This window comes from Pseudomonas extremaustralis (assembly GCF_900102035.1).
GTDB lineage: Bacteria > Pseudomonadota > Gammaproteobacteria > Pseudomonadales > Pseudomonadaceae > Aquipseudomonas > Aquipseudomonas extremaustralis.
In genome coordinates this window covers 2,273,018-2,298,076 of sequence record NZ_LT629689.1, presented here as the reverse complement: position 1 = coordinate 2,298,076, position 25,059 = coordinate 2,273,018, and the positions used below count along the sequence as shown (strand labels likewise).

Sequence of the window (25,059 nt, the reverse complement as noted above, 5' to 3'; positions counted from 1 at the left end):
ATAGGCGGCATCATAGCATCCCAATTAGTGGGAATGACGGGGGACTTCCGCGCCTCGGCAACCAACCAGGAAATCGAAGTCGCAGCCCTGGTCGGCCTGCAGCACATGGTCGATATACAGCTGGCGGTAACCGCCGACGATCAGGTTCTGCGGCGGCTTCAGGTCAGCCATGCGCGCCGCCAGCTCGGCATCGGAGATGTCCAGGTGCAGGCGTCCGTTGGCGCAATCGAGTTCGATCCAGTCACCTTCCTGCACCGCAGCCAACGGCCCGCCGGCGGCCGCTTCCGGTGCCACATGCAAGACCACCGTGCCGTACGCCGTGCCGCTCATGCGTGCGTCGGAGATGCGCACCATGTCGGTCACGCCCTGGGCCAGCAGCTTGGCCGGCAGGCCCATGTTGCCGACTTCGGCCATGCCCGGATAACCCTTGGGCCCGCAGTTTTTCATGACCAGGATCGAGTTGGCGTCCACGTCCAGTTCGGGGTCGTTGATGCGTGCCTTATAGATGTCGAAGTTGTCGAACACCACTGCACGTCCACGGTGCTGCATCAGCTCCGCGCTGGCGGCCGACGGCTTGAGCACCGCGCCCAAAGGCGCCAGGTTGCCGCGCAGTACGCAGATACCGCCATCGGCGCGGATCGGGTTGTCGAGGGTGCGGATCACTTCGTCCTGGCCATAGATCGGCGAGTCCTTGGTGTTCTCGCCCAGGGACTTGCCGTTGACGGTCAGGGCATTCGGGTGCGGGATCAGGTTGGCTTCGCCGAGACGGCGCAGCACCGCGGGCAGGCCGCCGGCGTAGTAGAACTCTTCCATCAGGAAGCGCCCGGACGGTTGCAGGTCGACGATGGTCGGCATGCCGCGCCCGATGCGGGTCCAGTCGTCCAGGTCCAACTCCACGCCGATGCGTCCGGCGATGGCTTTCAAGTGAATCACTGCGTTGGTCGAACCGCCGATGGCCGCATTCACGCGGATTGCATTTTCAAACGCCTCCTTGGTGAGGATCTTCGACAGCTTCAAGTCTTCGCGCACCATCTCCACTGCGCGCATGCCGGACATATGCGCCAGCACATAGCGCCGCGCATCCACCGCCGGGATCGCCGCGTTGTGGGGCAGGGAGGTGCCCAGTGCTTCGGCCATGCAGGCCATGGTCGAGGCGGTGCCCATGGTGTTGCAGGTGCCCGCCGAACGCGACATGCCGCCCTCGGCCGCAAGGAAATCATCCAGGGTGATGGTGCCAGCCTTGACCTGTTCGCTGAGCTGCCACACCACGGTGCCCGAACCGATGTCCTGGCCCTTGTGCTTGCCGTTGAGCATCGGCCCGCCGGTGACCACGATGGCCGGCACGTCGCAACTGGCGGCGCCCATCAGCAGCGCGGGGGTGGTCTTGTCGCAGCCGGTGAGCAGCACCACGCCGTCAATCGGGTTGCCGCGAATGGCTTCTTCCACATCCATGCTCGCCAGGTTGCGGGTCAGCATGGCGGTGGGGCGCAGGTTGGATTCGCCGTTGGAAAACACCGGGAATTCCACCGGAAAGCCGCCGGCTTCGATCACGCCGCGCTTGACGTGCTCGGCGATCTGGCGGAAATGCGCGTTGCACGGGGTCAATTCCGACCAGGTGTTGCAGATACCGATGATCGGTTTGCCATGGAACTGATGGTCGGCGATGCCCTGGTTCTTCATCCAGCTGCGGTACATGAAGCCGTTTTTGTCGGCAGTACCGAACCACTGGGCGGAGCGTAGGCCGGGCTTTTTATCAGGCATGATGGTTTCTCTTATTGTATGACTATATGTTCTATGCGTGGTTAAACATAAGCGCAAAATCGCTGCTTTGGAAGAGTTGTTTTGCAAATAGTCCTACTATATAGTCTGGCTTAACTGAGGTATGGCCCTGGCGGATGTTCGCGAGAGGCGTCCCCCGAGCTTCTATAAAAACAACAATCGGAGATCGACCCCCATGAGCCAGGAACTGCGGCTTATTCGGCGCATCACGCTGAAACTGATTCCCTTTCTGATCCTGCTGTACCTGATCGCCTACGTGGACCGTTCCGCCGTGGGCTTCGCCAAGCTGCACATGGGCGCCGACGTCGGCATCGGTGATGCGGCCTACGGCTTGGGCGCAGGCTTGTTCTTTATCGGCTACTTCCTGTTCGAGATCCCCAGCAACCTGATGCTCGATCGCTTTGGTGCGCGGCGCTGGTTTGCGCGGATCATGATCACCTGGGGCACCATCACCATCGGCATGGCTTTTGTGCAGGGGCCCCACAGCTTCTATGTGATGCGCTTTCTGCTCGGCGCGGCGGAGGCGGGGTTCTTCCCCGGCGTGCTGTACTACATCACCCAATGGTTCCCGGTGCGCCATCGCGGCAAGATCCTCGGGCTGTTCATCCTGTCCCAGCCGATTGCGATGATGATCACCGGTCCCGTGTCCGGTGGGCTGCTGGGCATGGACGGCATCCTTGGCCTGCACGGCTGGCAATGGCTGTTCATCGTGATCGGCACCCCGGCGATCCTGCTCACCTGGCCGGTGCTGCGCTACCTGCCGGACGGCCCCAAACAGGTCAAGTGGATGAGCGAGGACGAAAAAGCCTGGCTTACCGGCGAACTGGCCAAGGACCTGCAAGCCTACGGCCAGACCCGCCACGGCAACCCGTTGCACGCCCTCAAGGACAAGCGCGTGTTGCTGCTGGCGCTGTTCTACCTGCCGGTGACCCTGAGCATCTATGGCCTGGGCCTGTGGCTGCCGACTCTGATCAAGCAGTTCGGCGGCAGCGACCTGACCACCGGCTTTATCTCGGCGGTGCCGTATATCTTCGGCATCATCGGCCTGCTGATCATCCCGCGCAGTTCCGACCGTTTGAATGACCGCTACGGCCACCTCGCCGTGCTCTATGTGCTGGGCGCCATCGGCCTGTTCTGCAGTGCCTGGCTGAGTCTGCCGGTGTTGCAAATGGCGGCGCTGTGCCTGGCGGCGTTCGCGCTGTTTTCCTGCACGGCGGTGTTCTGGACCTTGCCGGGGCGGTTTTTCGCTGGCGCCAGCGCGGCGGCGGGCATTGCCCTGATCAATTCGGTGGGCAATCTCGGCGGCTATATCGGCCCGTTCGTGATCGGCGCGCTCAAGGAATACACCGGCAACCTGGCTTCGGGCTTGTACTTCCTGGCAGCGGTGATGGTGTTCGGGCTGGTCTTGACCGGCGTGGTCTACCGCGTGCTGGAACGCAAGCATGTGCTGCCCGCCGACCAATTCGCTGCCAGCGCCCGTGGCGCCACCCGTACTTAATCGAGGAGAAGTTTCATGCGTTTAGTTCAGTTCGAGTTGGGCAACGGCGAGCGCCGGGTGGGTGTGGTGGAAGGCTCCACGCTGCGTGAGGTGCAGAGCGCCCGCAGCGTGCGCGAACTTGCGCTGGCCGCCATCGAAGCGGGCGTCGGCCTGGCGCAGCAGGTCGACAGCCTGGGCCTGGGCGACAGCCATGACTACGCGGCCCTGCTGGCTGACCTGAGGATCCTGCCGCCGCTGGACCATCCCGACCCGGCCCATATGCTGATCAGCGGCACCGGCCTGACCCACCTGGGCAGCGCCTCGGCGCGGGACAAGATGCACCAGGCCGGCGACGACAGCGCCCTGACCGACACCATGCGCATCTTCAAGTGGGGCGTGGAGGGCGGTAAGCCCGCGGCGGGCGAGGCAGGGGTGCAACCGGAATGGTTCTACAAGGGCGACGGCAGCATCGTCGTGCGCCCCGGCGCGGCGTTCCCGGTGCCGCCCTTTGCCGAAGACGCCGGCGAAGAGCCGGAAATCGGCGGCCTGTATGTGATCGGCCACGACCGCAAGCCCTATCGCCTGGGCTTTGCGGTGGGCAACGAGTTTTCCGACCACGTGATGGAACGCAAGAACTACCTGTACCTGGCCCATTCCAAACTGCGCAGTTGCAGCTACGGCCCGGAGTTGCGCGTGGGCGAATTGCCCCAGCATCTGGCCGGCACCAGCCGTATCCTGCGCAATGGCGAGGAGATCTGGCGGAACGAATTCTTGAGTGGCGAGGCCAATATGTGCCACAGCCTGGAAAACCTCGAATACCACCACTTCAAATACAGCCAGTTCCTCAAGCCGGGTGATGTGCACATCCATTTCTTCGGCACCGCCACCCTGTCATTCGCCGACGGTATACGTACCCAACCGGGGGATGTGTTCGAGATCAGCCAGGCCGAGTTCGGCGCGCCGCTGGTCAATCGGGTCGGCAGTGCCGACGCGGCTTTCGAACCCGGCGACGTCATCACCCTTTAACGGAGATCCACATGACCCAGTTCCTCGGCCACAACTACATCGGCGGCCAGCGCAGCGCCACTGGCAGCATCACGTTGCAGAGCATTGACGCGGCGACCGGCGAAGCCTTGCCCCAGGCGTTCTATCAGGCGACCGCGCAGGAAGTCGACGCCGCCGCCCAGGCTGCCGCCGCCGCTTACCCGGCCTACCGCGCCTTGAGTGCGGCGCGCCGGGCGCAATTCCTCGACGCGATTGCCGACGAGCTGGATGCCCTGAGCGATCACTTCATCGACCTGGTGTGCCGCGAAACCGCGCTGCCCGCCGCACGCATCAAGGGCGAGCGCGGGCGCACCAGCGGCCAGATGCGCTTGTTCGCCAACGTACTGCGTCGCGGCGATTTCTACGGCGCGCGTATCGACAAGGCGCTGCCGGATCGCCAACCGCTGCCGCGTCCGGACCTGCGCCAATACCGCATCGGCCTGGGGCCTGTGGCAGTGTTTGGCGCGAGCAACTTCCCCCTGGCGTTTTCCACCGCGGGCGGTGATACCGCTGCCGCGTTGGCGGCCGGCTGCCCGGTGGTGTTCAAGGCCCACAGCGGACACATGGCCACGGCCGAGCGCGTCGCCGATGCGATCATCCGCGCGGCCGAGGCCACTGAAATGCCGGCGGGCGTGTTCAATATGATCTTTGGCGGCGGCGTTGGTGAGGCGCTGGTCAAGCACCCGGCGATCCAGGCGGTGGGCTTTACCGGCTCGCTCAAGGGCGGTCGCGCCTTGTGCGATATGGCGGCGGCGCGCCCGCAGCCGATCCCGGTGTTTGCCGAGATGTCGAGCATCAACCCGGTGATCGTCTTGCCCGAGGCCCTGCAAACCCGCGCCGACAGCGTGGCCCGCGACCTGACCGCTTCGGTGGTGCAAGGCTGCGGTCAGTTCTGCACCAACCCCGGCCTGGTGATCGGCATCGCCTCACCGGCCTTTACCGCGTTCACCCAGCAGGTGGCCCGCCTGATCAGCGAGCAAGCGGCGCAAACCATGCTCAACGCCGGCACCTTGAGCAGCTACGCCAAAGGCCTGGACAAACTGCGCGCGCACGCTGGCATCCAGCATCGGGCCGGCGACGCCCAGGCGGGCAATCAGGCGCGGCCGCAACTGTTCAAGGCCGATGTGCGCCTGCTGATCGACGGCGACGAAGTGCTGCAAGAGGAAGTGTTCGGCCCCACCACCGTGTTTGTCGAAGTCGCCGATCAAGCCCAGCTCAGCGCTGCCTTGCACGGCCTGCACGGCCAACTCACGGCGACGATCATCGGCGAGCCGGCCGACCTGCAACAGTTCGCCGAACTCACGCCGCTGCTGGAACAGAAAGTCGGGCGCATCCTGCTCAACGGCTATCCGACCGGTGTGGAAGTCTGCGATGCGATGGTGCATGGCGGGCCGTACCCGGCGACGTCCGATGCCCGTGGCACCTCGGTGGGCAGTCTGGCCATCGACCGCTTCCTGCGCCCGGTGTGCTTCCAGAATTACCCCGACAGCCTGCTGCCGGACGCGTTGAAGAACGCCAACCCGTTGCGTATCCAGCGCCTGGTGGATGGCACACCGTCACGCGATTCGCTGTAACGCACACCTGAGAACAACAACAATCCAGGAGGCAACATGCCGTTTCACGCCGTCACCGCGCATCGTGCGCAACTGGGAGAGGGGCCGTTCTGGGACGTGGATACCCAGGCGTTGTATTGGGTCAACATCGCCGGCAAACAGGCGCTGCGCCTGATGGGCGGGCGGCTGCGGGTGTGGCAGTTGCCCGAGCCCGTCTCGGCGTTCATCCCCTGTGAGCGCGGCGATGCGCTGGTGACCTTGAGCAGCGGCGTGTATCGGCTGGACCTGGTCACCGAAGCCTTGACCCTGCTGTGCGTGGCCGACCCGCAACCGGGCAACCGTGGCAATGAAGCGCGCTGCGATGCCAATGGCCGGCTGTGGCTGGGCACCATGCAGAACAACATCGGCGCGCAGGGCGAAGACTTGCCCATCACCCGGCGCTCCGGCGGCCTGTTTCGCATCGATACCGATGGCCAGGTCACGCCGTTGCTCCACGGCCTGGGCATTCCCAATACCTTGCTGTGGAGTGATGACGGCGCGCACGTGCACTTCGGCGACAGCCTGGACGGCACGCTGTACCGCCATGCAATCCAGGCGGACGGCCAGTTGGCACCGGCCCAGGCGTGGTTCGGCCCGCACACGCGCGGCGGGCCGGACGGCTCGGCGATGGACGTCGAAGGCTACATCTGGAACGCGCGCTGGGACGGCAGTTGCCTGCTGCGCTTGACACCCGACGGTGCGGTGGACCGCATCCTCGAATTGCCCATCAGCCGCCCCACCAGTTGCGTGTTCGGTGGCCCCAACCTCACCACGCTGTACATCACCAGCGCCGCCAGCCCTTTGGATCACCCGCTGGACGGCGCGGTATTGGCCATCGAGGTCGATGTGCCAGGCAAACCCTGTCACCGCTTCGCCGGCTAAACGCTGCACCGCTTCACTGTAGGAGCGAGCTTGCTCGCGAAAAACGTTAACGATGACGCGCGCCTCCTGAATGCACGCGGCGCCCTCAGGTTTTTCGCGAGCAAGCTCGCTCCTACAAAAAACAACAACAATAAGGAGTCAACCGTATGAATCGTCGTCGTGCTATCCGTTCCTTGTGCTGCGCCGCCGTGGCGGTCTCGGCCATCGGCTTGAGTGGGCTGTCGCTGGCCGCCGAAGCCGTGAAAATCGGTTTCCTGGTCAAGCAAGCCGAAGAACCCTGGTTCCAGACCGAATGGGCCTTCGCCGAAAAAGCCGGCAAGGAACATGGTTTCACCGTGATCAAGATCGCCGTGCCCGATGGCGAGAAGACGCTGTCGGCCATCGACAGCCTGGCCGCCAACGGTGCCAAGGGCTTTGTGATCTGCCCGCCGGATGTGTCCCTCGGCCCGGCGATTGTCGCCAAGGCCAAGGTCAATGGCCTGAAGGTCATGGCCGTGGATGATCGCTTCGTCGATGCCAAGGGCAACTTCATGGAAGACGTGCCGTACCTGGGCATGGCCGCCTTCGAAGTCGGTCAGAAGCAGGGCGCGGCGATGGCCGCCGAGGCGAAAAAACGTGGCTGGGACTGGAAGGACACCTACGCGGTGATCAACACCTTCAACGAACTCGACACCGGCAAGAAACGCACCGACGGTTCGATCAAATCCCTCGAAGAAGCCGGGATTCCCAAGGACCACATCCTCACCGCCGCGCTCAAAACCCTCGACGTGCCGGGCAGCATGGACGCCACCAACTCGGCCCTGGTCAAGCTGCCCAGTGGCGCGAAAAACCTGATCATCGGCGGCATGAACGACAACACCGTGCTCGGCGGCGTGCGCGCCACCGAAAGCGCCGGGTTTGCCGCCGCCAACGTGATCGGCATCGGCATCAATGGCACCGACGCCATCGGCGAATTGAAGAAGGCCAACAGCGGCTTCTTCGGCTCGATGCTGCCCAGCCCGCACATCGAGGGCTACAACACTGCGCTGATGATGTACGAGTGGGTCACCACCGGTAAGGAGCCGCCGAAGTACACGGCCATGGACGAAGTGACGCTGATCACCCGCGCCAACTTCCAGGAAGAACTGACCAAGATCGGGTTGTGGAAATGAGTGCAGCGGCACTGCGTTTTGACGGCATCGGCAAAACCTTCCCCGGGGTCAAGGCGCTGGACGGCATCAGCTTCAGCGCCCAGCCGGGGCAGGTGCACGCGTTGATGGGCGAGAACGGCGCGGGTAAGTCGACGCTGCTGAAGATCCTCGGCGGCGCCTACATTCCGAGCAGCGGCAGCGTGCAGATCGGCGCACAGACCATGGCGTTCAAATGCGCCGCCGACAGCATCGCCAGCGGCGTCGCGGTGATCCACCAGGAGCTGCACCTGGTGCCGGAAATGAGCGTCGCCGAGAACCTGTTCCTCGGGCACTTGCCGACGCGTTTCGGCGTGGTCAACCGCCGGCTGCTGCGCCAACAGGCGCTGGCGTGCCTCAAGGGCCTGGCCGATGAAATCGATCCGGATGAAAAACTCGGACGCCTGTCCCTCGGCCAGCGGCAACTGGTGGAAATCGCCAAGGCCTTGTCCCGTGGTGCCCATGTAATCGCCTTCGACGAACCCACCAGCAGCCTGTCGGCGCGGGAGATCGAGCGCTTGATGGCGATCATCACGCGCCTGCGCGACGAGGGCAAAGTGGTGCTCTATGTGTCCCATCGCATGGAAGAAGTGTTCCGCATCTGCGACGCGGTCACGGTGTTCAAGGACGGGCGCTACGTGCGCACGTTTGACGACATGAGCACGCTGAGCCACGACCAGTTGGTGACGTGCATGGTCGGCCGCGATATCCAGGACATCTACGATTACCGCCCGCGCGAGCACGGTGACGTGGCGCTCAAGGTCGACGGTTTGCTCGGCCCGGGGTTGCGCGAGCCGGTCAGTTTTGAGGTGCGCAAGGGCGAGATTCTTGGCCTGTTCGGGCTGGTGGGGGCCGGGCGCACGGAGCTGTTTCGCCTGCTCAGCGGCTTGGAGCGCGCCAGCGCCGGCAGCCTGGAGCTGTGTGGTCAGCCGCTGCAACTGCGCTCGCCCCGCGACGCCATCGCCGCCGGCGTGCTGCTGTGCCCGGAGGACCGCAAGAAGGAGGGCATCATTCCGCTGTCCAGCGTCGCGGAGAACATCAACATCAGCGCGCGCGGCGCCCATTCGCGCTTCGGCTGGCTGCTGCGCGACGGCTGGGAAAAGGGCAACGCCGAGCGGCAAATCACTGCGATGAAGGTCAAGACGCCGAACGCCGAGCAGAAAATCCTCTACCTGTCCGGCGGCAATCAGCAGAAGGCCATCTTGGGCCGTTGGCTATCGATGCCGATGAAAGTGTTGCTGCTCGACGAACCCACGCGCGGCATCGACATCGGCGCCAAGGCCGAGATCTACCAGATCATCCATAACCTGGCGGCCAGCGGCATTGCGGTGATCGTGGTGTCCAGCGACCTGATGGAAGTGATGGGCATTGCCGACCGCATCCTGGTGCTGTGCGAAGGCGCGATGCGCGGCGAACAGACCCGCGCCCACGCCACTGAATCCAACCTGCTGCAGCTGGCGTTGCCGCGCGGCCTGGCGAACTGAGAGATGACCATGACCACTCAACACAAGCTGCTGGCGACGGCCCGCAAACCCCTCGATACGCGTGCGCTGCTGGACAATTGGGCGATGCTGCTGGCGGCGCTGGGGATTTTTCTGCTGTGCGCCTTACTGATCGACAACTTCCTCTCGCCGCTGAACATGCGCGGGTTGGGCCTGGCGATTTCCACCGTGGGCATCGCCGCGTGCACCATGTTGTTCTGCCTGGCGTCAGGGCACTTCGACTTGTCGGTGGGCTCGGTGATCGCCTGCGCCGGGGTGGTGGCGGCGATCGTAATGCGCGACACCGACAGCGTCCTGCTGGGCATCGGCGCGGCGCTGCTGATGGGCCTGATCGTCGGGCTGATCAACGGCATCGTGATCGCCAAGCTGCGGGTCAACGCGCTGATCACCACCCTGGCGACCATGCAGATCGTACGCGGCCTGGCGTACATCTTTGCCGACGGCAAGGCGGTGGGGGTGTCCCAGGAACAGTTCTTTATCTTTGGTAACGGCCAGTTGCTGGGCGTGCCGGTGCCGATCCTGATCACGATTGTGTGCTTTGTATTTTTCGGCTGGCTGCTCAACTACACCACCTACGGACGCAACACCATGGCCATCGGCGGCAACCCGGAAGCGGCATTGCTCGCCGGGGTGAATGTCGACCGCACCAAGATCCTGATCTTCGCCGTGCACGGCTTGATCGGCGCGTTGGCCGGGGTGATCCTCGCCTCGCGCATGACCTCGGGCCAACCGATGATCGGCCAGGGCTTCGAGCTGACGGTGATTTCGGCGTGCGTGCTGGGCGGGGTGTCGCTGAGCGGCGGGGTAGGGATGATCCGCCATGTGATTGCCGGAGTATTGATCCTGGCGATCATCGAGAACGCGATGAACCTGAAGAACATCGACACGTTTTACCAGTATGTGATCCGCGGTTCGATCCTGTTGCTGGCAGTGGTGATCGACCGCATGAAACAACGCTGATTGAGTGGGCTTGCCACAGCAAGCCCCCTCACCACCACAAGCCGGCCCCTACAGCCGTCAGTCAGCGGAGAATTTGAAAATGGTGTGCTGGGTATAGGTCTGCCCTGGGTTCAAGCGGGTGGAGGCGAAGTTCGGCTGGTTAGGCGCATCCGGGAAGTGCTGGGTCTCCAAGGTGAAACCACTCCAGTGCCGATAGGTTTTGCCGCCCTTGCCCTTCACCGAACCATCCAGGAAGTTGCTGGTATAGAACTGCACGCCCGGCTCGCTGGTGTAGAGCTGCAAGCGTCGGCCCGAGGCAGGGTCATGCACTTCGGCGGCCAGTTGCTTGACGTCGCCTTGGGTGTCCAGTGCCCAGTTGAAGTCAAACCCGCCCTGTTTCGGCTCGGCGAATTTGAGTTGCGGGTGGTCGTCCTTGATGTGCTGGCCGATGGCGGTGGGCTTGAGGAAGTCCATCGGCGTGCCCTTGACCGGAGCCAGTTCGCCGGTGGGGATCAAGGTGGCATTCACCGGTGTGTAGTGGCTGGCGTGCAAGCTGGCGACGTGCTTGAGAATGTCGCCGTTCCCCGCGCCGGCCAGGTTGAAGTAGCTGTGGTTGGTGAGGTTGAGCACCGTGGGTGTGTCGGTGGTGGCCGTGTAATCGATGTGCAGTTCGTTGTTGTCGTTCAGGCGGTAGGTGACCTCGGTGTTCAGGTTGCCGGGGAAGCCCATTTCACCGTCCTTGGACAGATAGCTCAGCTTCACCCCGACCGAGTCTTTGTCCTTGACCGGTTCGGCTTTCCACACGCGCTTGTCGAAACCCTGGGCGCCGCCATGCAGTGCGTTGGGGCCATCGTTGAGCGGTACCTGGTAACGTTTGCCGTCGAGTTCAAAGGCGCCGCCAGCCAGGCGATTGCCGAAGCGCCCGATGGTCGCGCCGAAAAACGCCGTGCCGCGTTGATAGCCCTGCACGTCGTCAAACCCCAGGACCACGTCGTCGAGCTTGCCGTGTTTATCCGGCACCTTCAGCGACTGCAACACGCCGCCGTAGGTGATCACCGTGGCTTGCATGCCGTGGCTGTTGCGCAGGATGTACTGTTCGACGGCGGTGCCGTCGTTGGTTTTGCCGAAGGGTTTTTGCTCGCTGGACAAGCCGCCAGCCTGGGCGCCGCCGCTGGCGATCAGCATGGAGAGCGCCAGGCCGGAAAGCAGGTGTCGAGGGTGCTTCATGGTCGAACTTCCTTTTGTTGTTTTGGTTGGAATAGTTCTACTAATTTGCGATATGTTGTCGATGCGACAGCGAATTTATAGCCGTTAACCCCGATTTCGTAAAATAAAATAAGACTAATTGGACGAGGCATTCTTTTATGAGCACTGAACACGCGGTTTATCCCGACCTCAAAGGCAAGGCTGTGTTGATTTCCGGCGGCGCCTCGGGGATTGGCGAATTCATGGTGCGGGCCTTTGCTGCGCAGGGGGCCAAGGTGGGGTTTGTGGACCGCGCTCAAAGCCAGGGCGAACGCCTGGCGGCGCTGTTGAGTTCCCAGGGGCATACCGTCGAGTTTGTCTGTTGCGACATCACCGATGAGATCGCCTACAAGGCAGCCATCGCGCGTTTTGAACACTCACTGGGGCCGATCACCGTGCTGGTGAACAACGCCGCCAATGACGTGCGTCACACCCTGGAGGAAATCGATTCGGAAACATTCGACAGGCTGATCGCCGTCAACCTCAAGCACGCCTTCTTCGCCGCCAAGGCCGTGGTGCCGATGATGAAAAACGCAGGCTTTGGTTCGATCATCAACCTCGGCTCGGTCGGCTGGATGATGGCCTCCGCCGGCTACCCGGTGTACGCCGCCAGCAAGGCCGCCGCCCATGGCATGACCCGTGCCCTGGCACGCGAGCTGGGGCCGAACGGTATCCGTGTCAACACCCTGGTACCGGGCTGGGTGATGACGGAAAAACAACTGGCCCTGTGGGTGGATGACGCCGCCAAGGAACTGATCAGCCGCAGCCAGTGCCTGCCGGGGAGTGTGTTGCCGGAACACATCGCCAACATGGCGTTGTTTCTTGCCTCCGATGTGTCGGCGATGTGTTCGGCGCAGAACTTTATCGTGGACGGCGGTTGGGTGTAGGCCGCGTCATTCGATGGGGTAGCGCTTGAACGCCGGGTGCTGCTCCAGCCGCTCGGCGTGGCGTTGCAGGTGGGGGAACGCAGCGGCCTTCACCACCGATGCCACGGTGAACTGGCTGAAGGACCAGGCCACCGCTGCCGTCAACGACGCCTGGGTCAGCGCTTCGCTGTCGGCCGGGGCCAGGTGTTTGTCGAGCAGCGTATAGGCGGCCAGCAACTGGCCGGTCACGCGTTCGATCCAGGGCGCATGCTGCTTCTCTGCCGGCCGCAGGTTGTGTTCGTAGACGATCTGCACACTTTTCTCGCAGGCGGCCAGGGCGAGCCCGAGTATCTGCAAATCACGGGCGCGAGCGGTGGGGCGTTGGGGCAGCAGCTTTTTGTCGGCCGGGGCCAGGGCCTCCAGGTAGTCGAGGATCAGGCTGGAATCCATCAACACCGTGCCATCGTCCAGCACCAGGGTCGGCGCCTTGACCACCGGGTTGATCCGGGAAAACTCGGTGAACGATCTGAACACCGACAAGGGTTCATGCACAAAATCCACCCCATACAGGTCCAGGGAAATTGCGACGCGGCGCACATAGGGCGAGTCCAGCATGCCGACCAGTTTCATGAAGCCTCCATTTTTTACGTCAGGGTTATGTTCAAAGTTCGGTGTAGGTGCTTGAAGGACTTGCAGGGATCGAAGCATAGTCCAGAGGCAGGATTGTTAAATTGAGGTTACTTTATAGCGAGTCATCCCCTGACAATATTGATAATTTTTATTCGAAAAGGTTAGTTGAGCTTACATGAGTGCATTTCCTCCGTTGACCTGCCTGCGCAGTTTCGAAGCCACTTCCAGGTTAGGAAGCGTCACCCTGGCGGCCAAGGAATTGCACGTCACGCACTCGGCGATCAGCCAGCAAATCAAGGTATTGGAGGAGATTGTCGGGTTGACCCTGTTCGTGCGGGAAGGCCGTGGCTTGCGGGTCAGCGAGGATGGGCGCCTCTACGCATTGCAGATCCGCAAGGCCCTGGGGGATATCGCCGAGGCCACGCGATTACTCCAGGCACAACCCAAGATCGATGAGCTGGTGGTGGCGGTATTGCCCTCGTTCGGTCGTTCCTGGCTGTTGCCGCGGCTACCGGGTTTCCAGCGGCTCTACCCGCATATCAGCATTCGCCTGCAAGCGAGCCTGACGGTCTCCAACCTGCATCAAGAGTCGGTGGATATCGGCATCCGCATGGGCAAGGGCGATTGGGAGGGGGTCGAGCAGCAGCTGTTGTTTCACGATGACGTGGTGGTGGTCGCCGCCCCGCATTTCAATCGTGGGCGCCTGCCGCAGACGCCGCAGCAGATTGTCGACAGCCCGATCATCTACAACACCGAGTCCTGGCTGCCCTGGTGCGAGGCCGCGGGCGTCGAGATGGGGCGTGAGCGCAAGGGCCTGTGCAGTAACGATTCGAACCTGGTACTGGAAGCGGTTCGTCTGGGGCAGGGCATCGCCCTGGAACGCCGCAGCCTGGTGCACGACGCCATCGAGCGGGGAGAGCTGGTGCAGTTGAGCGATGTCAGCGCGCCCTATGCCTATCCCTATTGGCTGGTCTGGCCACCGCGGGAACGTTCGGAAGGCAAGCAACGGGAGTTTTCCCAATGGTTGTCCGGGGAAGTCGAACGCTACCTTGGGCAGTTGAAAGCACCCACTTGAAAGAGGTTTGCCCCCATCAACCTTTCGTTTAGTCTGGAGCGCTTCGTTAAGCGCAAGCGCCCCTGGAGCACTGAGCATGACCGATTACGTACCTCCGAAAATCTGGACCTGGGACACCGAAAGCGGTGGCACCTTCGCCAGCATCAACCGCCCGATTGCCGGCGCGACCCATGAAAAGGAACTGCCGGTCGGCAAGCACCCGCTGCAACTGTATTCCCTGGCCACGCCCAACGGGCAGAAGGTCACCATCCTGCTCGAAGAGCTGCTGGCTCTCGGGCATACCGGGGCGGAATACGACGCCTGGCTGATCAAGATCGGCGATGGCGACCAGTTCGGCAGCGGTTTCGTCGCGGTCAACCCGAACTCGAAGATTCCCGCGTTGATGGACCACAGCGGCGCCCAGCCGATTCGTGTGTTCGAGTCCGGCGCGATCTTGCAGTACCTGGCCGAGAAGTTCGGCGCGTTCTTCCCCACTGAGCCTGCGGCCCGCGCGGAGTGCTTGTCGTGGCTGTTCTGGCAGATGGGCAGCGCGCCTTACCTGGGCGGTGGCTTCGGGCATTTCTATGCCTACGCGCCGAGCAAGATGGAATACCCGATCAACCGCTTCGCCATGGAAACCAAGCGTCAACTCGATGTGCTGGACAAGCGCCTGGCCGTGAGCGAATACATCGCCGGCGACGCCTACACCATTGCCGATATCGCCATCTGGCCCTGGTACGGCGGGCTGGTCAAAGGCCGCTTGTATGGCGCGGCAGAATTTCTGTCGGTGCATGAGTACAAACACGTACTGCGCTGGGCCGATGCGATTGACGCACGGCCGGCGGTGCAGCGTGGGCGGCGGGTCAATCGTGTTTCCGGCGACGATCAGTTGCCCGAACGGCATGACGCCAGCGATCTGGACTGACCGCGCCCCTATAAACCGGTAGGAGCGAGCAAGCTCGTTCCTACAGCCAGCCGGTGCTGACGGCGACGATCAGGAACACCCCCAGCAGCGCGCGGTAGATCACGAACGGCCAGGTGGAGAAACGCTCCAGGAACTTCATCAGGCCCCAGATCGCAAAGAACGCCGAGACGCTTGCCACCACCAGGCCAAACAACAGATGGGGCCAGGCATGGGCGGGCATGTCCGCGTGCAGCAGCACCCACAGCTCTTTCAGCCCGGCGAGGGCGATGGCCGGCAGGCCCAGCAGGAAGGAAAAGCGCGCGGCCTCTTCGCGTTTGAAGTTGAGGAACAGCGCCGCCGTCAGCGTCGAGCCGGAGCGCGACACGCCTGGAATCAGGGCGCCGATCTGCGCAACACCGACGATCAAGGCATCGCGCAGGCGCATCTGGCCCATGTCCCGGGTATGCCGGGCGCGCAACTCGGCCGCCGCCAACAGCACCGCCATCACCACGCAGGAAATGCCAATCACCATCAGCCCGCGCAACGGCGAGTTGCAGGCGTTCAGGGTCGAAGACAAGGCCAGGCCGGCGATGCCGATCGGCACGGTCGCCAGCACAATCGCCACCGCCAGCTTGAACCATTGGTTGTTGTAGTCGCCCTGGCGCACCGCGCCGATGCTGCCGCTGACCACCTGGCGCACATCGCGCCAGAAGTAACTGACCACCGCCGCCAGCGCGGCCAATTGCATCGCCGCCGAAAACGCCGAGCCTGGGTCCTGCCAGCCGAGCAGGGCGGGGACCACCCGCATGTGGGCGGTGGACGACACCGGCAACAGCTCGGTAATGCCCTGGATCACGCCCAGGATGAAGATCTGCAGGTAGTCCAGGGAAGCGAAGCCTACATCCAGGCCGGCGGTACAGACGTTGGTCACGGTGCGTGTCCTTGAGAAAAGAGGCGAACCGGCGAAGTTTATTCGAAATGTTTCAAGGTTTTGGCTAAGGCAATTGCTATCTGCAATCGGTTCAGCAAGTAGAAAGGTTCGGCCGTCCATTGGCTTGTCCGGCACTTTTGTGAACAATGGCGCCCTGCATTTTTTGACTGAGAATTCCATGCCTGAAACCACCGTCGAACTGATCCAGACCGGCCCGGAGCATGCCGAGCTGATCCGCAATCTCTACCAGTACTACGCCTATGAGTCGTCGGACTGGGAGCAGGAAGATGTCGAGACCGATGGCCGCTTCTACATCCATGACGAGCACCTGAACCGTTACTGGCACGACCCGCAGTGGAGCGCCAACCTGCTGCTGGTCGATGGCTATATCGCCGGGTTCCTGCTGATCGAAGGCAGTGAGTTGCCGGGCATCGATGCCCTGGAACTGGCCGACCTATTCATCCTCAAGCGCTACCGCCGCAAAGGCATCGGCAGCGCCATCGCCACCCAGGTGCTGTGCAGCGGCGAGGCCAATTGGCTGGTGCGGTTTTACGATCAGGACGAAGTGTCCCAGGCGTTCTGGCGCACGGTGCTGGATAACCTGCCGCGCCCGGTGAACACCATCGAGTTGGACGACGAGCCGCAATTGGTGAGTTACCTGATTACCCGGGCGGCGCTGCACTAAGCGTTGCGGTCGCCGAAAAACGCCTGCTGCATGGCCTGGGGCGGCTGGCCGAAGGCACGCAGAAACGCCTGGCGCATGCGCTCGCGATCGCCGAAGCCGGTTTCGCGGGCCACCACTTCCACCGGATGGCGACTGGTTTCCATCATCGCCCGCGCGGCTTCCACCCGCAGGGACTCGATAGCCTTGGCCGGGGTTTGCCCGGTTTCTTCGCGAAACACCCGGCTGAACTGGCGGGGACTCAACCGCGCCACATCCGCCAGGGCTTCCACCGACAGGTCGTGGGTCAGGTTCTCGCGGGCATAGGCCAGGGCCAGTTGCACGCGGTCGGACTTGGGGTCCAGTTCCAGCAGGGCCGACAGCTGCGACTGCTCGCTGCCGCGGCGCTGGGCGATCACCAGCTTGCGCGCGATGCGCCGGGCAAGGTCGCTGCCCAGGTCGTTCTCCACCATGGCCAGCGCCAGGTCGACCCCGGCGCTCATGCCGGCGCCGGTCCAGATCTGGCCGTCGACGATGAACAGCTTGTCGTCTTCCAGCGGAATATCCGGGTAACGCTTGCGAAACGCCGGGGCATGAATCCAGTGGGTGGTGGCGCGCTTGCCGGCCAGTAGACCCGCTTCGGCCAATACGAAAATCCCGGTGCACAGCGAGGCGATCCGCCGCGATTGCGCCGAGGCCGCCTTGACCAACTCCAGCAGGTTGGCTTCCGGCAGGCGAAATTCCAGGTAGCCGCTGACGATCAGCGTGTCATAGCCTTGGGCGCGGATCGGCGTGGTGTTCACCGAGAAGCCCTGGGACGTCATCACCGCGCCGCCGTTCTCCGACACCAGGTGAAACTCATAGGCCGGCTCACCGCGCAGCAGGTTCGCGCACTCGAACACCGAGCCCAGGCTGAGGCTCAGGGATTGAAAGTTCGGGTAAACCATCAGCGCAACGCTGTGCATCGTCTGTCTCCGGGGCGTGGGGGAGGGGATTGTCGGTGGCTGCCGGGAAAACGGCAACCGACTTCATGGCGTGTCCGGAATCCTTGCGGATATGACATTGTGGGCATCAGCCCCGACTCCTAACATTCACGCCACGAACTAGACGACTGGTCTAATCGGGCGGAGTGAAGCATGAGCAGCGAAACTAAAAGTGCACGGCAGACGATTCTGGACACGGCGCAGTCGATTGTGGGCCGTAAAGGATTTTCTGCGGTGGGGTTGAACGAAATACTTCAAGCCGCCGATGTGCCCAAGGGTTCGTTCTATCACTACTTCAGCTCTAAAGACGCGTTTGGCGTGGTCTTGCTCGACACCTACTTCGATAACTATGTGCAGGGCATGCAGCAACTGTTCGACCAGCCGGGCGTGTCCCAGCCCGCCAAGTTGATGCGGTATTGGCAATGCTGGATCGACAATCAGACCGGCTGCACCGATGCGGGCAAATGCCTTGCCGTCAAACTCGGCGCCGAGGTGTCTGACCTTTCAGAACCCATGCGCCTGGCGCTGCAACGCGGCACCTCACGCACCATCGAACTGCTCGCCGTAGCCATGGCGCGCGGCGTTGCCGACGGTTCCCTGGTGCTGCAACACAGCCCACAGGACCTGGCCCGCCAGCTATACGCGTTATGGCTGGGGGCCAGCGTCATGGGCAAGATCACCCGAACCTCAACGCCGTTCGACGAGGCGTTGCGGCTGACCCGACAGGTGTTGGGCTGCCCTGAACACACCGACATTCACACCGACCGAGGCACTGGAACATGAAAGTATTAATGGTACTGACCTCTCACGACCAACTGGGCGACACCGGTCGCAAGACCGGCTTCTGGCTGGAAGAATTCGCCGCCCCCTATTACGTGTTCAAGGATGCCGGCGCCGACGTGGTGCTGGCGTCCCCGGCCGGTGGCCAGCCGCCGCTGGACCCAGTGAGCGACCAGGCGGATGCACAAACCGAACAGACCCGCCGCTTCGCCGCCGACCCGGCCGCGCAACAGGCCCTGGCCACTACCGTCAAGCTGGACACGGTCAACACCGCCGATTTCGACACGGTGTTCTACCCAGGCGGTCACGGGCCACTGTGGGACCTGGCGGAATCGCCGGTGTCCATCGCGCTGATCGAGTCGTTCGAACGCGCCGGCAAGCCCATCGGTTTTGTCTGCCATGCGCCGGGCGCCTTGCGTCACGTCAAGGCGGTCAATGGCGAACCGCTGGTCAAGGGGTGTCGCGTTACCGGCTTTTCCAACGCCGAAGAAGCGGCGGTGGGCCTGACGGATGTGGTGCCGTTCTTGATCGAAAATGAATTCAAGGCCCTGGGCGGCAAGTACGAGAAGGGCGCCGATTGGCAGTCCTTTGTCCTGGAAGATGGGTTGTTGGTCACCGGCCAGAATCCTGCAAGTTCCAGCGACGTCGCAAAAGCCCTGCTGAAACTCACCGCTTAAATTAATCAACCGCTCGATGGATTGGCGACTCGCAAGAGTCGCCAAGGCTTTAGTTCGTCCTGAATTTGGAATATTGCCGATGACTGCTCATGTATTAAGTACCCCGATCAAACTGGGGCATCACACGTTAACCAACCGGGTGGTCCTGCCGCCCCTGACCCGTCAGCGCAGCGCGCAACCCGGCGATATCGCCACCGACCTGATGGCCGAGTATTACCGCCAGCGCGCCGGTGCCGGTTTCATGGTCAGCGAAGGCACGCAGATCGAACCCCGTGGCCAGGGTTACGCGTGGACGCCGGGGATCTATTCGGCGGCGCAGATCGACGGCTGGCGCAAGGTCACTGACGCCGTGCATGCCGAAGGCGGGGTGATCTTTGCCCAGCTGTGGCATGTGGGGCGCGTGTCCCATAACGCCTTGCAGCCCGGCGGCGCAGCCCCGGTGGCGCCGTCGGCGATCCAGGCGGTGCAGGCCAAAGCCTTTATCGAAACCGGGCCGGGCGTCGGTGAACTGATGCAACCGCCGGTGCCGCGCGCACTGAGCGTGCTTGAGATCGAGGGGTTGGTCGCGCAGTACGCACAGGCGGCGCGCAATGCCTTGGACGCAGGGTTCGACGGCGTGGAGATCCACTCGGCCAACGGTTACCTGGTCAACCAGTTCATCTCCGCCCATTCCAACCAGCGTGACGACGAATACGGCGGTTCGCTGCACAACCGCCTGCGTTTTCTGCGGGAGATCGTTGAGGCCGTGTGCAAGGTGGTGGGGCCGGAACGTTTGGGCGTGCGTTTTTCGCCGCTGTTCAGCGGCACCGATGAGGACCGCGTGTACATCGGTTTGGTGGAAGAAGACCCGCACCACACCTATATCGAAGCGATCAAGGTGTTGGAGGCATCGGGCATTGCCTACGTCTCCATCGCCGAAGCCGACTGGGATAACGCCCCGGTGTTGCCGGACACGTTCCGCGCCGCCGTGCGCAGCACCTTCAGCGGTCGCATCATCTATGCCGGCCGCTACACCGCTGAGCGTGGCGCGGGCTTGGTGCAAGCGGGCTTGGCGGACCTGATTGCGTTCGGGCGGCCGTTCATTGCCAACCCGGATCTGCCGCAGCGGATTTTCAATGGCTGGCCGTTGAATCCGCTGAAGGCAGAAGGGTTGTATGGCGGAACGGAGGCAGGGTACATCGATTACCCCACCTACCCCGCATAAGCATGGCGCCACCGATCGATGTGGGAGGGGGCTTGCTCCCGATGGCGGTGTATCAGTCAGATGATCTGTATCTGGAGGATCGCTATCGGGAGCAAGCCCCCTCCCACAGGTGTTTTGTGGTGAGTTCCAGATCAGTTCACGCGCAACACGATCTTGCCGATGTGGTCCCCGCCTTCCATCCGCGCATGGGCCTGGGCGGCGTCGGTGTATTCGTACACTTTGTCGATGATCGGCAGGCAGCGCCCGGCGGCCAGCACCGGCCACACGTATTCGCGCAGTTGCTCGGCAATCGCGGCTTTTTCATCCTTGCTGCGCGGGCGTAACAGCGAGCCGGTAATCACCGCGCGCTTGGCGAGGATGGTCAACAGGTCGACGTCGTGGGCCTTGCCGCCGCCGAGGAAGCCGAGCATCACCAGGTGACCGTCCATGGCCAGGGCCTTGAGGTTGTTGTTCAGGTACGAGGCTCCCATGATGTCGAGGATCACGTTCACGCCCTGGCCGTCGGTGTGTTCGGCGATGACTTGGGCAAAGTCCTGCTCGCGGTAATTGATCGGCTCGGCGCCCAGCTTGGCGATGGCTGCGCATTTGTCGGCACTGCCGGCGGTGGCGAAGGCTTGGATGCCGAACTCGTGGCAAAGCATCAAGGCGGTGGTGCCGATGCCACTCGTACCGCCGTGGATCAACACGCGCTGGCCGTGGTGCGCATCGCCCAGGCCGAACAGGTTGGCCCACACGGTGAAGAAGGTTTCCGGTATCGCGGCGGCTTGAATCCAGTCCATGCCCTCGGGGATCGGCAGCGCCTGGCTCGCCGGCACGCTGCAAAATTGCGCATAGCCGCCACCATTGGTCAGGGCGCAGACCTTGTCGCCGAGGGTGTACGCCGTGACGCCGTCACCCAGCGCCACCACTTCGCCGGCCACTTCCAGACCGGGGAGCGGGTTCATGCCGGGTCGCATCGGGTACTTGCCGGCACGTTGCAAGGCGTCGGGGCGATTGACCCCGGCAGCGTGCACGCGAATCAGGATCTCGCCGGGACCGGCCACCGGTACGTCCGCGCGGCGCGGTTGCAGCACCTCGGGGCCACCGGGGGTGGTGATTTCGATCAGGGTCATTTCTTTAGGAAGCGTCATTTGAGAGTACCTGTAGCGGTGAACATAGGGGTTGGGACTGTAGTGAGGGGCGGCGGTTCAGCACGATCATGCCCAGCTCCAGCGACAATGCGACCACTATGGCCCCGGCCGCGAGCATGAACAACAGCGCATGCTGGCCGCCGCTGCTGTTGAACAGGGCCGAGTAGGCAAAACCCGACAGCGCCTGGAATGACGCGAAGGACACCGTCGCGCGGCTCCAGGCCACGTGCTGACGATGGGGCTCGGGCAACAATTCATGCACGCGCGCCAGGGCCAGCGGCACGATGCCAGGCGGAAACGAACCGAGGATCACGGCCAGCATCGCGAGGGTGGTAAACGAGCCGGCAAAGGGCAACGCGCCAACGGCGATCGCTTGCACCACCAGAACCGCACGAATACTCACGCGCGCGCCGAGCTTGTCGGCCAGGAACCCATAAGTGACCGGCCCGACAATCGCGCCCAGGCCATACATTACCCAGATCAGCGCGCCCACCTGTGGCCCGTCACCCAATCCGCGCGCCACGTAATCCACCAGGAACACCATGGCCGGCACCAGGCCCGCTGCCATGAAGGCGTACTGGGCGAACAACAGGTACACACCGGCCGGCGTTGGCGCCGGTTTGCCCGCGTGGGCTGCGGTTTCGTGGGACGTGCTGGCGGGCCAGGCGAACCAACTGGCGGCGGTCAGTACCAGCGCCAACAGGCCCAGACCGAACCAGGTCTGCTGCAATCCAAGGCTCAGCAGCGGCGGCACCAGCGTGCCGGAGCCGGCAATGCCCAGGCCGATGCCCAAAAAGATCGCGCCGCTGGCCAGGCCCCGGCGTTCAGCGGGTACATGGGGCAGCACAGTCGCCGCCACCAGCACCATGATCGCGCCACCGGCGATCCCCGACAGCAGGCGCCAGGCGAAGAACCACATCACCGACAACGGGAAGCCACAGGCGAAAAATGCCAGGGTCACGGCGACCATCATGCTGCGCAGGGCGGTCTGGTGGGAGGTGCGCCGGGCGATGGGGCGACCGATCAGTGCGCCGATCAGGTAGCCCACCAGGTTGGCGGCGCCGAGGTACACCACGTCATTGGCATCAAACCAGCGGGCCTGGATCAGCGTCGGCAGCAATGGCGTATACGCAAAGCGCGCCAGGCCGATGCCGACCAGGCTGGCGCACAGGCCGGCGAAGATCGGCAACCACACTGAGCGGCGGGGTGGGGTGTGAGTGTCAGGCATGATGGCGGTCCTGGGTTTTTTTGCTGGCGTCCAGCATATCCAGGTTTGTCGATGCAATAATGCGGCGAATATACGTCACAGCGATGCATATATGCATCATCGGGAGGCAGCATGAATTGGGACGATGCGCGGGTGTTCCTGGCGGTATGCCGCGAGTCGACGCTGCGCGGTGCCGCACGGGTACTGGGCGTCGACCAGGCCACCGTCGGCCGGCGGATCAATGCCCTGGAAAAATCCCTCAGCGCGACCTTGTTCCTGCGCACCTCCGAGGGTTACGTATTGACCGCCGTCGGCGAAGCCGCGTTGCTGTCGGTGGAAAAAATGGAACGCTCGGCGCTCGACCTGGAGCGCCAGATCCAGGGCCTGGATGACCGCCTGACCGGTACCGTCAGGGTCAGCACCACCGACTCCCTGGCCATCGACTTCCTGATCCCCGCCATCGCCCGCCTGCACCACAAGCACCCCGACGTACACGTGCAACTTGACGCCTCCACCCGGGTCCTGAGCCTGGCCAAGCGTGAAGCCGATATCGCCGTGCGCAACACCCGTCCAGACAACCCGGACCTGATCGCCCGGCGCCTCGCCCGTTGGCCGGTGGGCCTGTTTGCCTCCCAGGGCTATATCGAGCAACACGGCGTGCCGGAACCGGGCAGCCTGTTCGAGGGCCACGACCTGGTGGTCTATCAACCCTACCTGCAAACCCACAAGGATATGACGCTGGTTTCGGAGCCTCTGGGGCGCGGGCGTATCGTCGCGGCCTTGAGCTCCAGCCTGCTGGTGCGGCGCTCCATTGCCGCCGGGATCGGCATCGGCGAAATCCCGGTGAACACCGGCGAACGGGATGGGCTGGTCCGCCTGTGGCCCCAGCGGACCCGCCCGCTGCCCTACGATATCTGGCTGGTGACCCACGCCGATCTGCGGCATACCGCGCGGGTGCGTGCGGTGATCGATGAAATCGTCGCCGGGTTCGCTGCGACGGGGGAGTGAGGTCAGCACACGGTTGCAAGCGTACGCACGGCCCAGGCGACAGAATGCCGGTCGGTTAACGAACGGGGGAGTGCGTATGAACGAGTCAAAAGCTCAGGACCTGGGCCTGTTGTTCCTGCGGATCAGCGGCGCGTTGTTCCTGCTGGGGGTGCATGGTCTGCCTAAAGTGCTCAACTACAGCGAGCAGTTGAAGCTCATCGAAGACCCTTTCCACCTGGGGGCGCATGTAACGCTGTTGCTGGCGATTTTCGCCGAAGTGCTGTGCCCGCTGCTGATCGTCGCCGGGCTGCTGGTGCGCCTGGCGTGCCTGCCGATCCTGGCGGTGCTGCTGATCGCGATGGTGGTGGTACACCCTGAGTGGAGCGTGTTCGAGGGCCAGTTCGGCTGGCTGTTGCTGATCATCTTCACCAGCATTCTGATCGCGGGGCCGAGGCGTTTGCGCCTGGCTTGAGATAAAAAAAGCCGGGCAAGCCCGGCCAAATAAGGAGAGGGTGTATCAGCGGGTCAGGAACGCCAACAGGTCTTCGTTGAGCTGTTGGGTGTGGGTCACCGCAAAGCCGTGGGGCGCGTCCTTGTAGACTTTCAGCTCGGCGCCCTTGATCGACGCGGCGGCCACTTTGCCGGTGGTCTCGAACGGCACGATCTGGTCGCCGTCGCCGTGGATCACCAGGGTCGGTACGTCGATCTTGGCCATGTCCGGGCGGAAGTCGGTATCGGCAAAGGCGGTGACGCAATCCACGGTGGATTTGAGCGACGCCAGCAAGGCGATTTGCAGGGTCTGGGTCAGCACGCCCTGGGAGACCTTCTGGCCTTTGTTAATGCCGAAGAAGGGCGTGTTGAAGTCCGCGATAAATTGCGCGCGATCCTTGAGCAGCCCGGCCTTGATACCCTCGAACACTTCGGCCGGGACGCCTTGCGGGTAGTCCGGTTTCTGGCCGAACGCCGGCGTGACCGCGCCCAGCAGCACCAGGCCGGCCACCCGGGCACTGCCGTGGCGGGCGATGTAGCGGGTCACGTCGCCGCCACCCATGGAGAAGCCCACCAGGGTCACGTCCTTGAGGTCCAGGTGTTCGATCAACTGGGCGATGTCGTCGGCGAAGGTGTTGTAGTCGTTGCCGGTCCACGGCTGGTCCGAGCGGCCAAAACCACGGCGGTCGAACGCAATGGTGCGAAAGCCGCGGCTGCTCAGGTATTCCATCTGGTATTCCCACATGTCGGCGTCCAGTGGCCAGCCATGGCTGAACAGCACGGGCTTGCCGCTGCCCCAGTCCTTGAAATAGAGCTGGGTACCGTCTTTTGCCACAAATGTGCTCATGCAAAAACTCCTGGTTGAGGGGCGGAAATGCTCCAGCTGACTATTGCCGCAAACCGGACGAAGGGCTTGTACGGGTGTGCTCG

The 25,059-nt window shown here is 63.2% G+C and carries 24 protein-coding genes; 16 read left to right on the top strand and 8 right to left on the bottom strand.

From position 1 onward, the window contains the following. Window positions 1-24 precede the first annotated feature (24 nt). The gene (locus tag BLR63_RS10465) at window positions 25-1,761 is read right to left on the bottom strand and encodes an IlvD/Edd family dehydratase (RefSeq protein WP_010567329.1); all 1,737 of its coding nucleotides are present in this window, start codon (window positions 1,759-1,761) and stop codon (window positions 25-27) included. Between the two features lie 193 nt (window positions 1,762-1,954). Here BLR63_RS10465 and BLR63_RS10460 point away from each other — a divergent pair, with 193 nt between their 5' ends. The 7 genes from BLR63_RS10460 (at window position 1,955) to araH (ending at window position 10,402) form a co-directional block, all read left to right on the top strand. Continuing rightward, a complete protein-coding gene (locus BLR63_RS10460; RefSeq protein ID WP_010567328.1) occupies window positions 1,955-3,277 on the top strand; it encodes an MFS transporter in 1,323 nt (440 codons plus the stop codon). Window positions 3,278-3,292: 15 nt separating this feature from the next. Next, window positions 3,293-4,282, top strand: coding sequence for an AraD1 family protein (araD1, locus tag BLR63_RS10455; RefSeq protein ID WP_010567327.1), 990 nt, complete (start codon window positions 3,293-3,295; stop codon window positions 4,280-4,282). 11 nt (window positions 4,283-4,293) lie between these two features. Further along, window positions 4,294-5,874 carry an aldehyde dehydrogenase (NADP(+)) gene (locus tag BLR63_RS10450; RefSeq protein ID WP_010567326.1) on the top strand — a complete coding sequence of 527 codons (1,581 nt, stop codon included), beginning with the start codon at window positions 4,294-4,296 and terminating at the stop codon, window positions 5,872-5,874. Between the two features lie 36 nt (window positions 5,875-5,910). Next, entirely contained in the window at window positions 5,911-6,774 is an 864-nt protein-coding gene (locus BLR63_RS10445; RefSeq protein WP_010567325.1) for an SMP-30/gluconolactonase/LRE family protein, read from the top strand. A gap of 146 nt (window positions 6,775-6,920) precedes the next feature. Next, window positions 6,921-7,925: a substrate-binding domain-containing protein gene (locus BLR63_RS10440; RefSeq protein WP_010568123.1), complete on the top strand. Its 1,005-nt coding sequence runs from the start codon at window positions 6,921-6,923 to the stop codon at window positions 7,923-7,925. Further along, on the top strand, window positions 7,922-9,424 hold the full coding sequence (araG, locus tag BLR63_RS10435; protein ID WP_010568124.1) for an L-arabinose ABC transporter ATP-binding protein AraG: 1,503 nt from the start codon (window positions 7,922-7,924) through the stop codon (window positions 9,422-9,424). The genes BLR63_RS10440 and araG overlap by 4 nt, the downstream gene beginning before the upstream one ends. Window positions 9,425-9,433: 9 nt before the next feature. Beyond that, on the top strand, window positions 9,434-10,402 hold the full coding sequence (gene araH / locus BLR63_RS10430) for an L-arabinose ABC transporter permease AraH (protein ID WP_078834509.1): 969 nt from the start codon (window positions 9,434-9,436) through the stop codon (window positions 10,400-10,402). A gap of 57 nt (window positions 10,403-10,459) precedes the next feature. Here araH and BLR63_RS10425 read toward each other — a convergent pair whose 3' ends face one another. Further along, window positions 10,460-11,608, bottom strand: coding sequence for an aldose epimerase family protein (locus tag BLR63_RS10425; RefSeq protein ID WP_010564208.1), 1,149 nt, complete (start codon window positions 11,606-11,608; stop codon window positions 10,460-10,462). 137 nt (window positions 11,609-11,745) lie between these two features. Between BLR63_RS10425 and BLR63_RS10420 the strand changes: the two genes are divergently transcribed. Continuing rightward, on the top strand, window positions 11,746-12,513 hold the full coding sequence (locus tag BLR63_RS10420) for an SDR family NAD(P)-dependent oxidoreductase (RefSeq protein ID WP_010564209.1): 768 nt from the start codon (window positions 11,746-11,748) through the stop codon (window positions 12,511-12,513). Window positions 12,514-12,519: 6 nt separating this feature from the next. Here BLR63_RS10420 and BLR63_RS10415 read toward each other — a convergent pair whose 3' ends face one another. Further along, complete coding sequence (locus BLR63_RS10415; RefSeq protein ID WP_010564210.1) at window positions 12,520-13,122, bottom strand: glutathione S-transferase family protein; 603 nt, start codon at window positions 13,120-13,122, stop codon at window positions 12,520-12,522. A gap of 175 nt (window positions 13,123-13,297) precedes the next feature. Between BLR63_RS10415 and BLR63_RS10410 the strand changes: the two genes are divergently transcribed. Together BLR63_RS10410 and yghU are read left to right on the top strand one after the other, a co-directional pair. Continuing rightward, on the top strand, window positions 13,298-14,197 hold the full coding sequence (locus tag BLR63_RS10410; protein WP_010564211.1) for a LysR substrate-binding domain-containing protein: 900 nt from the start codon (window positions 13,298-13,300) through the stop codon (window positions 14,195-14,197). 76 nt (window positions 14,198-14,273) lie between these two features. Beyond that, window positions 14,274-15,101 carry a glutathione-dependent disulfide-bond oxidoreductase gene (gene yghU / locus BLR63_RS10405; protein ID WP_010564212.1) on the top strand — a complete coding sequence of 276 codons (828 nt, stop codon included), beginning with the start codon at window positions 14,274-14,276 and terminating at the stop codon, window positions 15,099-15,101. A 40-nt stretch (window positions 15,102-15,141) separates the two neighbouring features. Here the strand turns inward: yghU and BLR63_RS10400 are convergent, their stop codons facing one another. Continuing rightward, window positions 15,142-16,011: an undecaprenyl-diphosphate phosphatase gene (locus BLR63_RS10400; RefSeq protein ID WP_010564213.1), complete on the bottom strand. Its 870-nt coding sequence runs from the start codon at window positions 16,009-16,011 to the stop codon at window positions 15,142-15,144. A 178-nt stretch (window positions 16,012-16,189) separates the two neighbouring features. Here BLR63_RS10400 and BLR63_RS10395 point away from each other — a divergent pair, with 178 nt between their 5' ends. Beyond that, complete coding sequence (locus BLR63_RS10395; protein ID WP_042946620.1) at window positions 16,190-16,696, top strand: GNAT family N-acetyltransferase; 507 nt, start codon at window positions 16,190-16,192, stop codon at window positions 16,694-16,696. On the opposite strand, the gene BLR63_RS10390 is transcribed toward BLR63_RS10395, so the two are convergent. Beyond that, complete coding sequence (locus BLR63_RS10390) at window positions 16,693-17,637, bottom strand: GlxA family transcriptional regulator (RefSeq protein WP_010564215.1); 945 nt, start codon at window positions 17,635-17,637, stop codon at window positions 16,693-16,695. The genes BLR63_RS10395 and BLR63_RS10390 overlap by 4 nt on opposite strands. 171 nt (window positions 17,638-17,808) lie before the next feature. Here BLR63_RS10390 and BLR63_RS10385 point away from each other — a divergent pair, with 171 nt between their 5' ends. The 3 genes from BLR63_RS10385 to BLR63_RS10375 all read left to right on the top strand — a co-directional run bounded on the left by BLR63_RS10385 (window position 17,809) and on the right by BLR63_RS10375 (window position 20,316). Continuing rightward, the gene (locus BLR63_RS10385) at window positions 17,809-18,438 is read left to right on the top strand and encodes a TetR/AcrR family transcriptional regulator (protein ID WP_010564216.1); all 630 of its coding nucleotides are present in this window, start codon (window positions 17,809-17,811) and stop codon (window positions 18,436-18,438) included. After that, on the top strand, window positions 18,435-19,112 hold the full coding sequence (locus BLR63_RS10380) for a type 1 glutamine amidotransferase domain-containing protein (protein ID WP_010564217.1): 678 nt from the start codon (window positions 18,435-18,437) through the stop codon (window positions 19,110-19,112). The genes BLR63_RS10385 and BLR63_RS10380 overlap by 4 nt, the downstream gene beginning before the upstream one ends. A 79-nt stretch (window positions 19,113-19,191) precedes the next feature. Further along, a complete protein-coding gene (locus BLR63_RS10375; protein ID WP_010564218.1) occupies window positions 19,192-20,316 on the top strand; it encodes an alkene reductase in 1,125 nt (374 codons plus the stop codon). A 131-nt stretch (window positions 20,317-20,447) separates the two neighbouring features. Here the strand turns inward: BLR63_RS10375 and BLR63_RS10370 are convergent, their stop codons facing one another. Continuing rightward, window positions 20,448-21,446, bottom strand: a complete 999-nt coding sequence (locus tag BLR63_RS10370; protein ID WP_042946621.1) for an NAD(P)H-quinone oxidoreductase — start codon at window positions 21,444-21,446, stop codon at window positions 20,448-20,450. Continuing rightward, entirely contained in the window at window positions 21,433-22,674 is a 1,242-nt protein-coding gene (locus BLR63_RS10365; RefSeq protein WP_010564220.1) for a YbfB/YjiJ family MFS transporter, read from the bottom strand. Before BLR63_RS10365 ends, BLR63_RS10370 begins: the two co-directional genes overlap by 14 nt. 111 nt (window positions 22,675-22,785) lie before the next feature. On the opposite strand from BLR63_RS10365, the gene BLR63_RS10360 reads away from it, so the two are divergent. After that, window positions 22,786-23,661 (top strand): LysR family transcriptional regulator, encoded by an 876-nt coding sequence (locus tag BLR63_RS10360; protein WP_010564221.1) that lies wholly within the window; start codon window positions 22,786-22,788, stop codon window positions 23,659-23,661. Between the two features lie 76 nt (window positions 23,662-23,737). Next, complete coding sequence (locus tag BLR63_RS10355) at window positions 23,738-24,112, top strand: DoxX family protein (protein ID WP_010564222.1); 375 nt, start codon at window positions 23,738-23,740, stop codon at window positions 24,110-24,112. A 45-nt stretch (window positions 24,113-24,157) separates the two neighbouring features. On the opposite strand, the gene BLR63_RS10350 is transcribed toward BLR63_RS10355, so the two are convergent. Further along, window positions 24,158-24,976 carry an alpha/beta fold hydrolase gene (locus BLR63_RS10350; RefSeq protein WP_010564223.1) on the bottom strand — a complete coding sequence of 273 codons (819 nt, stop codon included), beginning with the start codon at window positions 24,974-24,976 and terminating at the stop codon, window positions 24,158-24,160. Window positions 24,977-25,059: the final 83 nt, after the last annotated feature.

Bases quoted from the DNA above. Each gene is read 5' to 3' on its own strand.
- BLR63_RS10425 (WP_010564208.1), bottom strand. From the start codon at position 11,608: ATGAAGCACCCTCGACACCTGCTTTCCGGCCTGGCGCTCTCCATGCTG.
- BLR63_RS10450 (WP_010567326.1), top strand. From the start codon at position 4,294: ATGACCCAGTTCCTCGGCCACAACTACATCGGCGGCCAGCGCAGCGCC.
- BLR63_RS10465 (WP_010567329.1), bottom strand. From the start codon at position 1,761: ATGCCTGATAAAAAGCCCGGCCTACGCTCCGCCCAGTGGTTCGGTACT.
- BLR63_RS10420 (WP_010564209.1), top strand. From the start codon at position 11,746: ATGAGCACTGAACACGCGGTTTATCCCGACCTCAAAGGCAAGGCTGTG.
- BLR63_RS10445 (WP_010567325.1), top strand. From the start codon at position 5,911: ATGCCGTTTCACGCCGTCACCGCGCATCGTGCGCAACTGGGAGAGGGG.
- BLR63_RS10355 (WP_010564222.1), top strand. From the start codon at position 23,738: ATGAACGAGTCAAAAGCTCAGGACCTGGGCCTGTTGTTCCTGCGGATC.
- BLR63_RS10360 (WP_010564221.1), top strand. From the start codon at position 22,786: ATGAATTGGGACGATGCGCGGGTGTTCCTGGCGGTATGCCGCGAGTCG.
- BLR63_RS10380 (WP_010564217.1), top strand. From the start codon at position 18,435: ATGAAAGTATTAATGGTACTGACCTCTCACGACCAACTGGGCGACACC.
- araH (WP_078834509.1), top strand. From the start codon at position 9,434: ATGACCACTCAACACAAGCTGCTGGCGACGGCCCGCAAACCCCTCGAT.
- BLR63_RS10385 (WP_010564216.1), top strand. From the start codon at position 17,809: ATGAGCAGCGAAACTAAAAGTGCACGGCAGACGATTCTGGACACGGCG.
- BLR63_RS10395 (WP_042946620.1), top strand. From the start codon at position 16,190: ATGCCTGAAACCACCGTCGAACTGATCCAGACCGGCCCGGAGCATGCC.
- BLR63_RS10350 (WP_010564223.1), bottom strand. From the start codon at position 24,976: ATGAGCACATTTGTGGCAAAAGACGGTACCCAGCTCTATTTCAAGGAC.
- BLR63_RS10440 (WP_010568123.1), top strand. From the start codon at position 6,921: ATGAATCGTCGTCGTGCTATCCGTTCCTTGTGCTGCGCCGCCGTGGCG.
- BLR63_RS10390 (WP_010564215.1), bottom strand. From the start codon at position 17,637: ATGCACAGCGTTGCGCTGATGGTTTACCCGAACTTTCAATCCCTGAGC.
- yghU (WP_010564212.1), top strand. From the start codon at position 14,274: ATGACCGATTACGTACCTCCGAAAATCTGGACCTGGGACACCGAAAGC.
- BLR63_RS10410 (WP_010564211.1), top strand. From the start codon at position 13,298: ATGAGTGCATTTCCTCCGTTGACCTGCCTGCGCAGTTTCGAAGCCACT.
- araG (WP_010568124.1), top strand. From the start codon at position 7,922: ATGAGTGCAGCGGCACTGCGTTTTGACGGCATCGGCAAAACCTTCCCC.
- BLR63_RS10370 (WP_042946621.1), bottom strand. From the start codon at position 21,446: ATGACGCTTCCTAAAGAAATGACCCTGATCGAAATCACCACCCCCGGT.
- BLR63_RS10375 (WP_010564218.1), top strand. From the start codon at position 19,192: ATGACTGCTCATGTATTAAGTACCCCGATCAAACTGGGGCATCACACG.
- BLR63_RS10365 (WP_010564220.1), bottom strand. From the start codon at position 22,674: ATGCCTGACACTCACACCCCACCCCGCCGCTCAGTGTGGTTGCCGATC.
- BLR63_RS10460 (WP_010567328.1), top strand. From the start codon at position 1,955: ATGAGCCAGGAACTGCGGCTTATTCGGCGCATCACGCTGAAACTGATT.
- araD1 (WP_010567327.1), top strand. From the start codon at position 3,293: ATGCGTTTAGTTCAGTTCGAGTTGGGCAACGGCGAGCGCCGGGTGGGT.
- BLR63_RS10415 (WP_010564210.1), bottom strand. From the start codon at position 13,122: ATGAAACTGGTCGGCATGCTGGACTCGCCCTATGTGCGCCGCGTCGCA.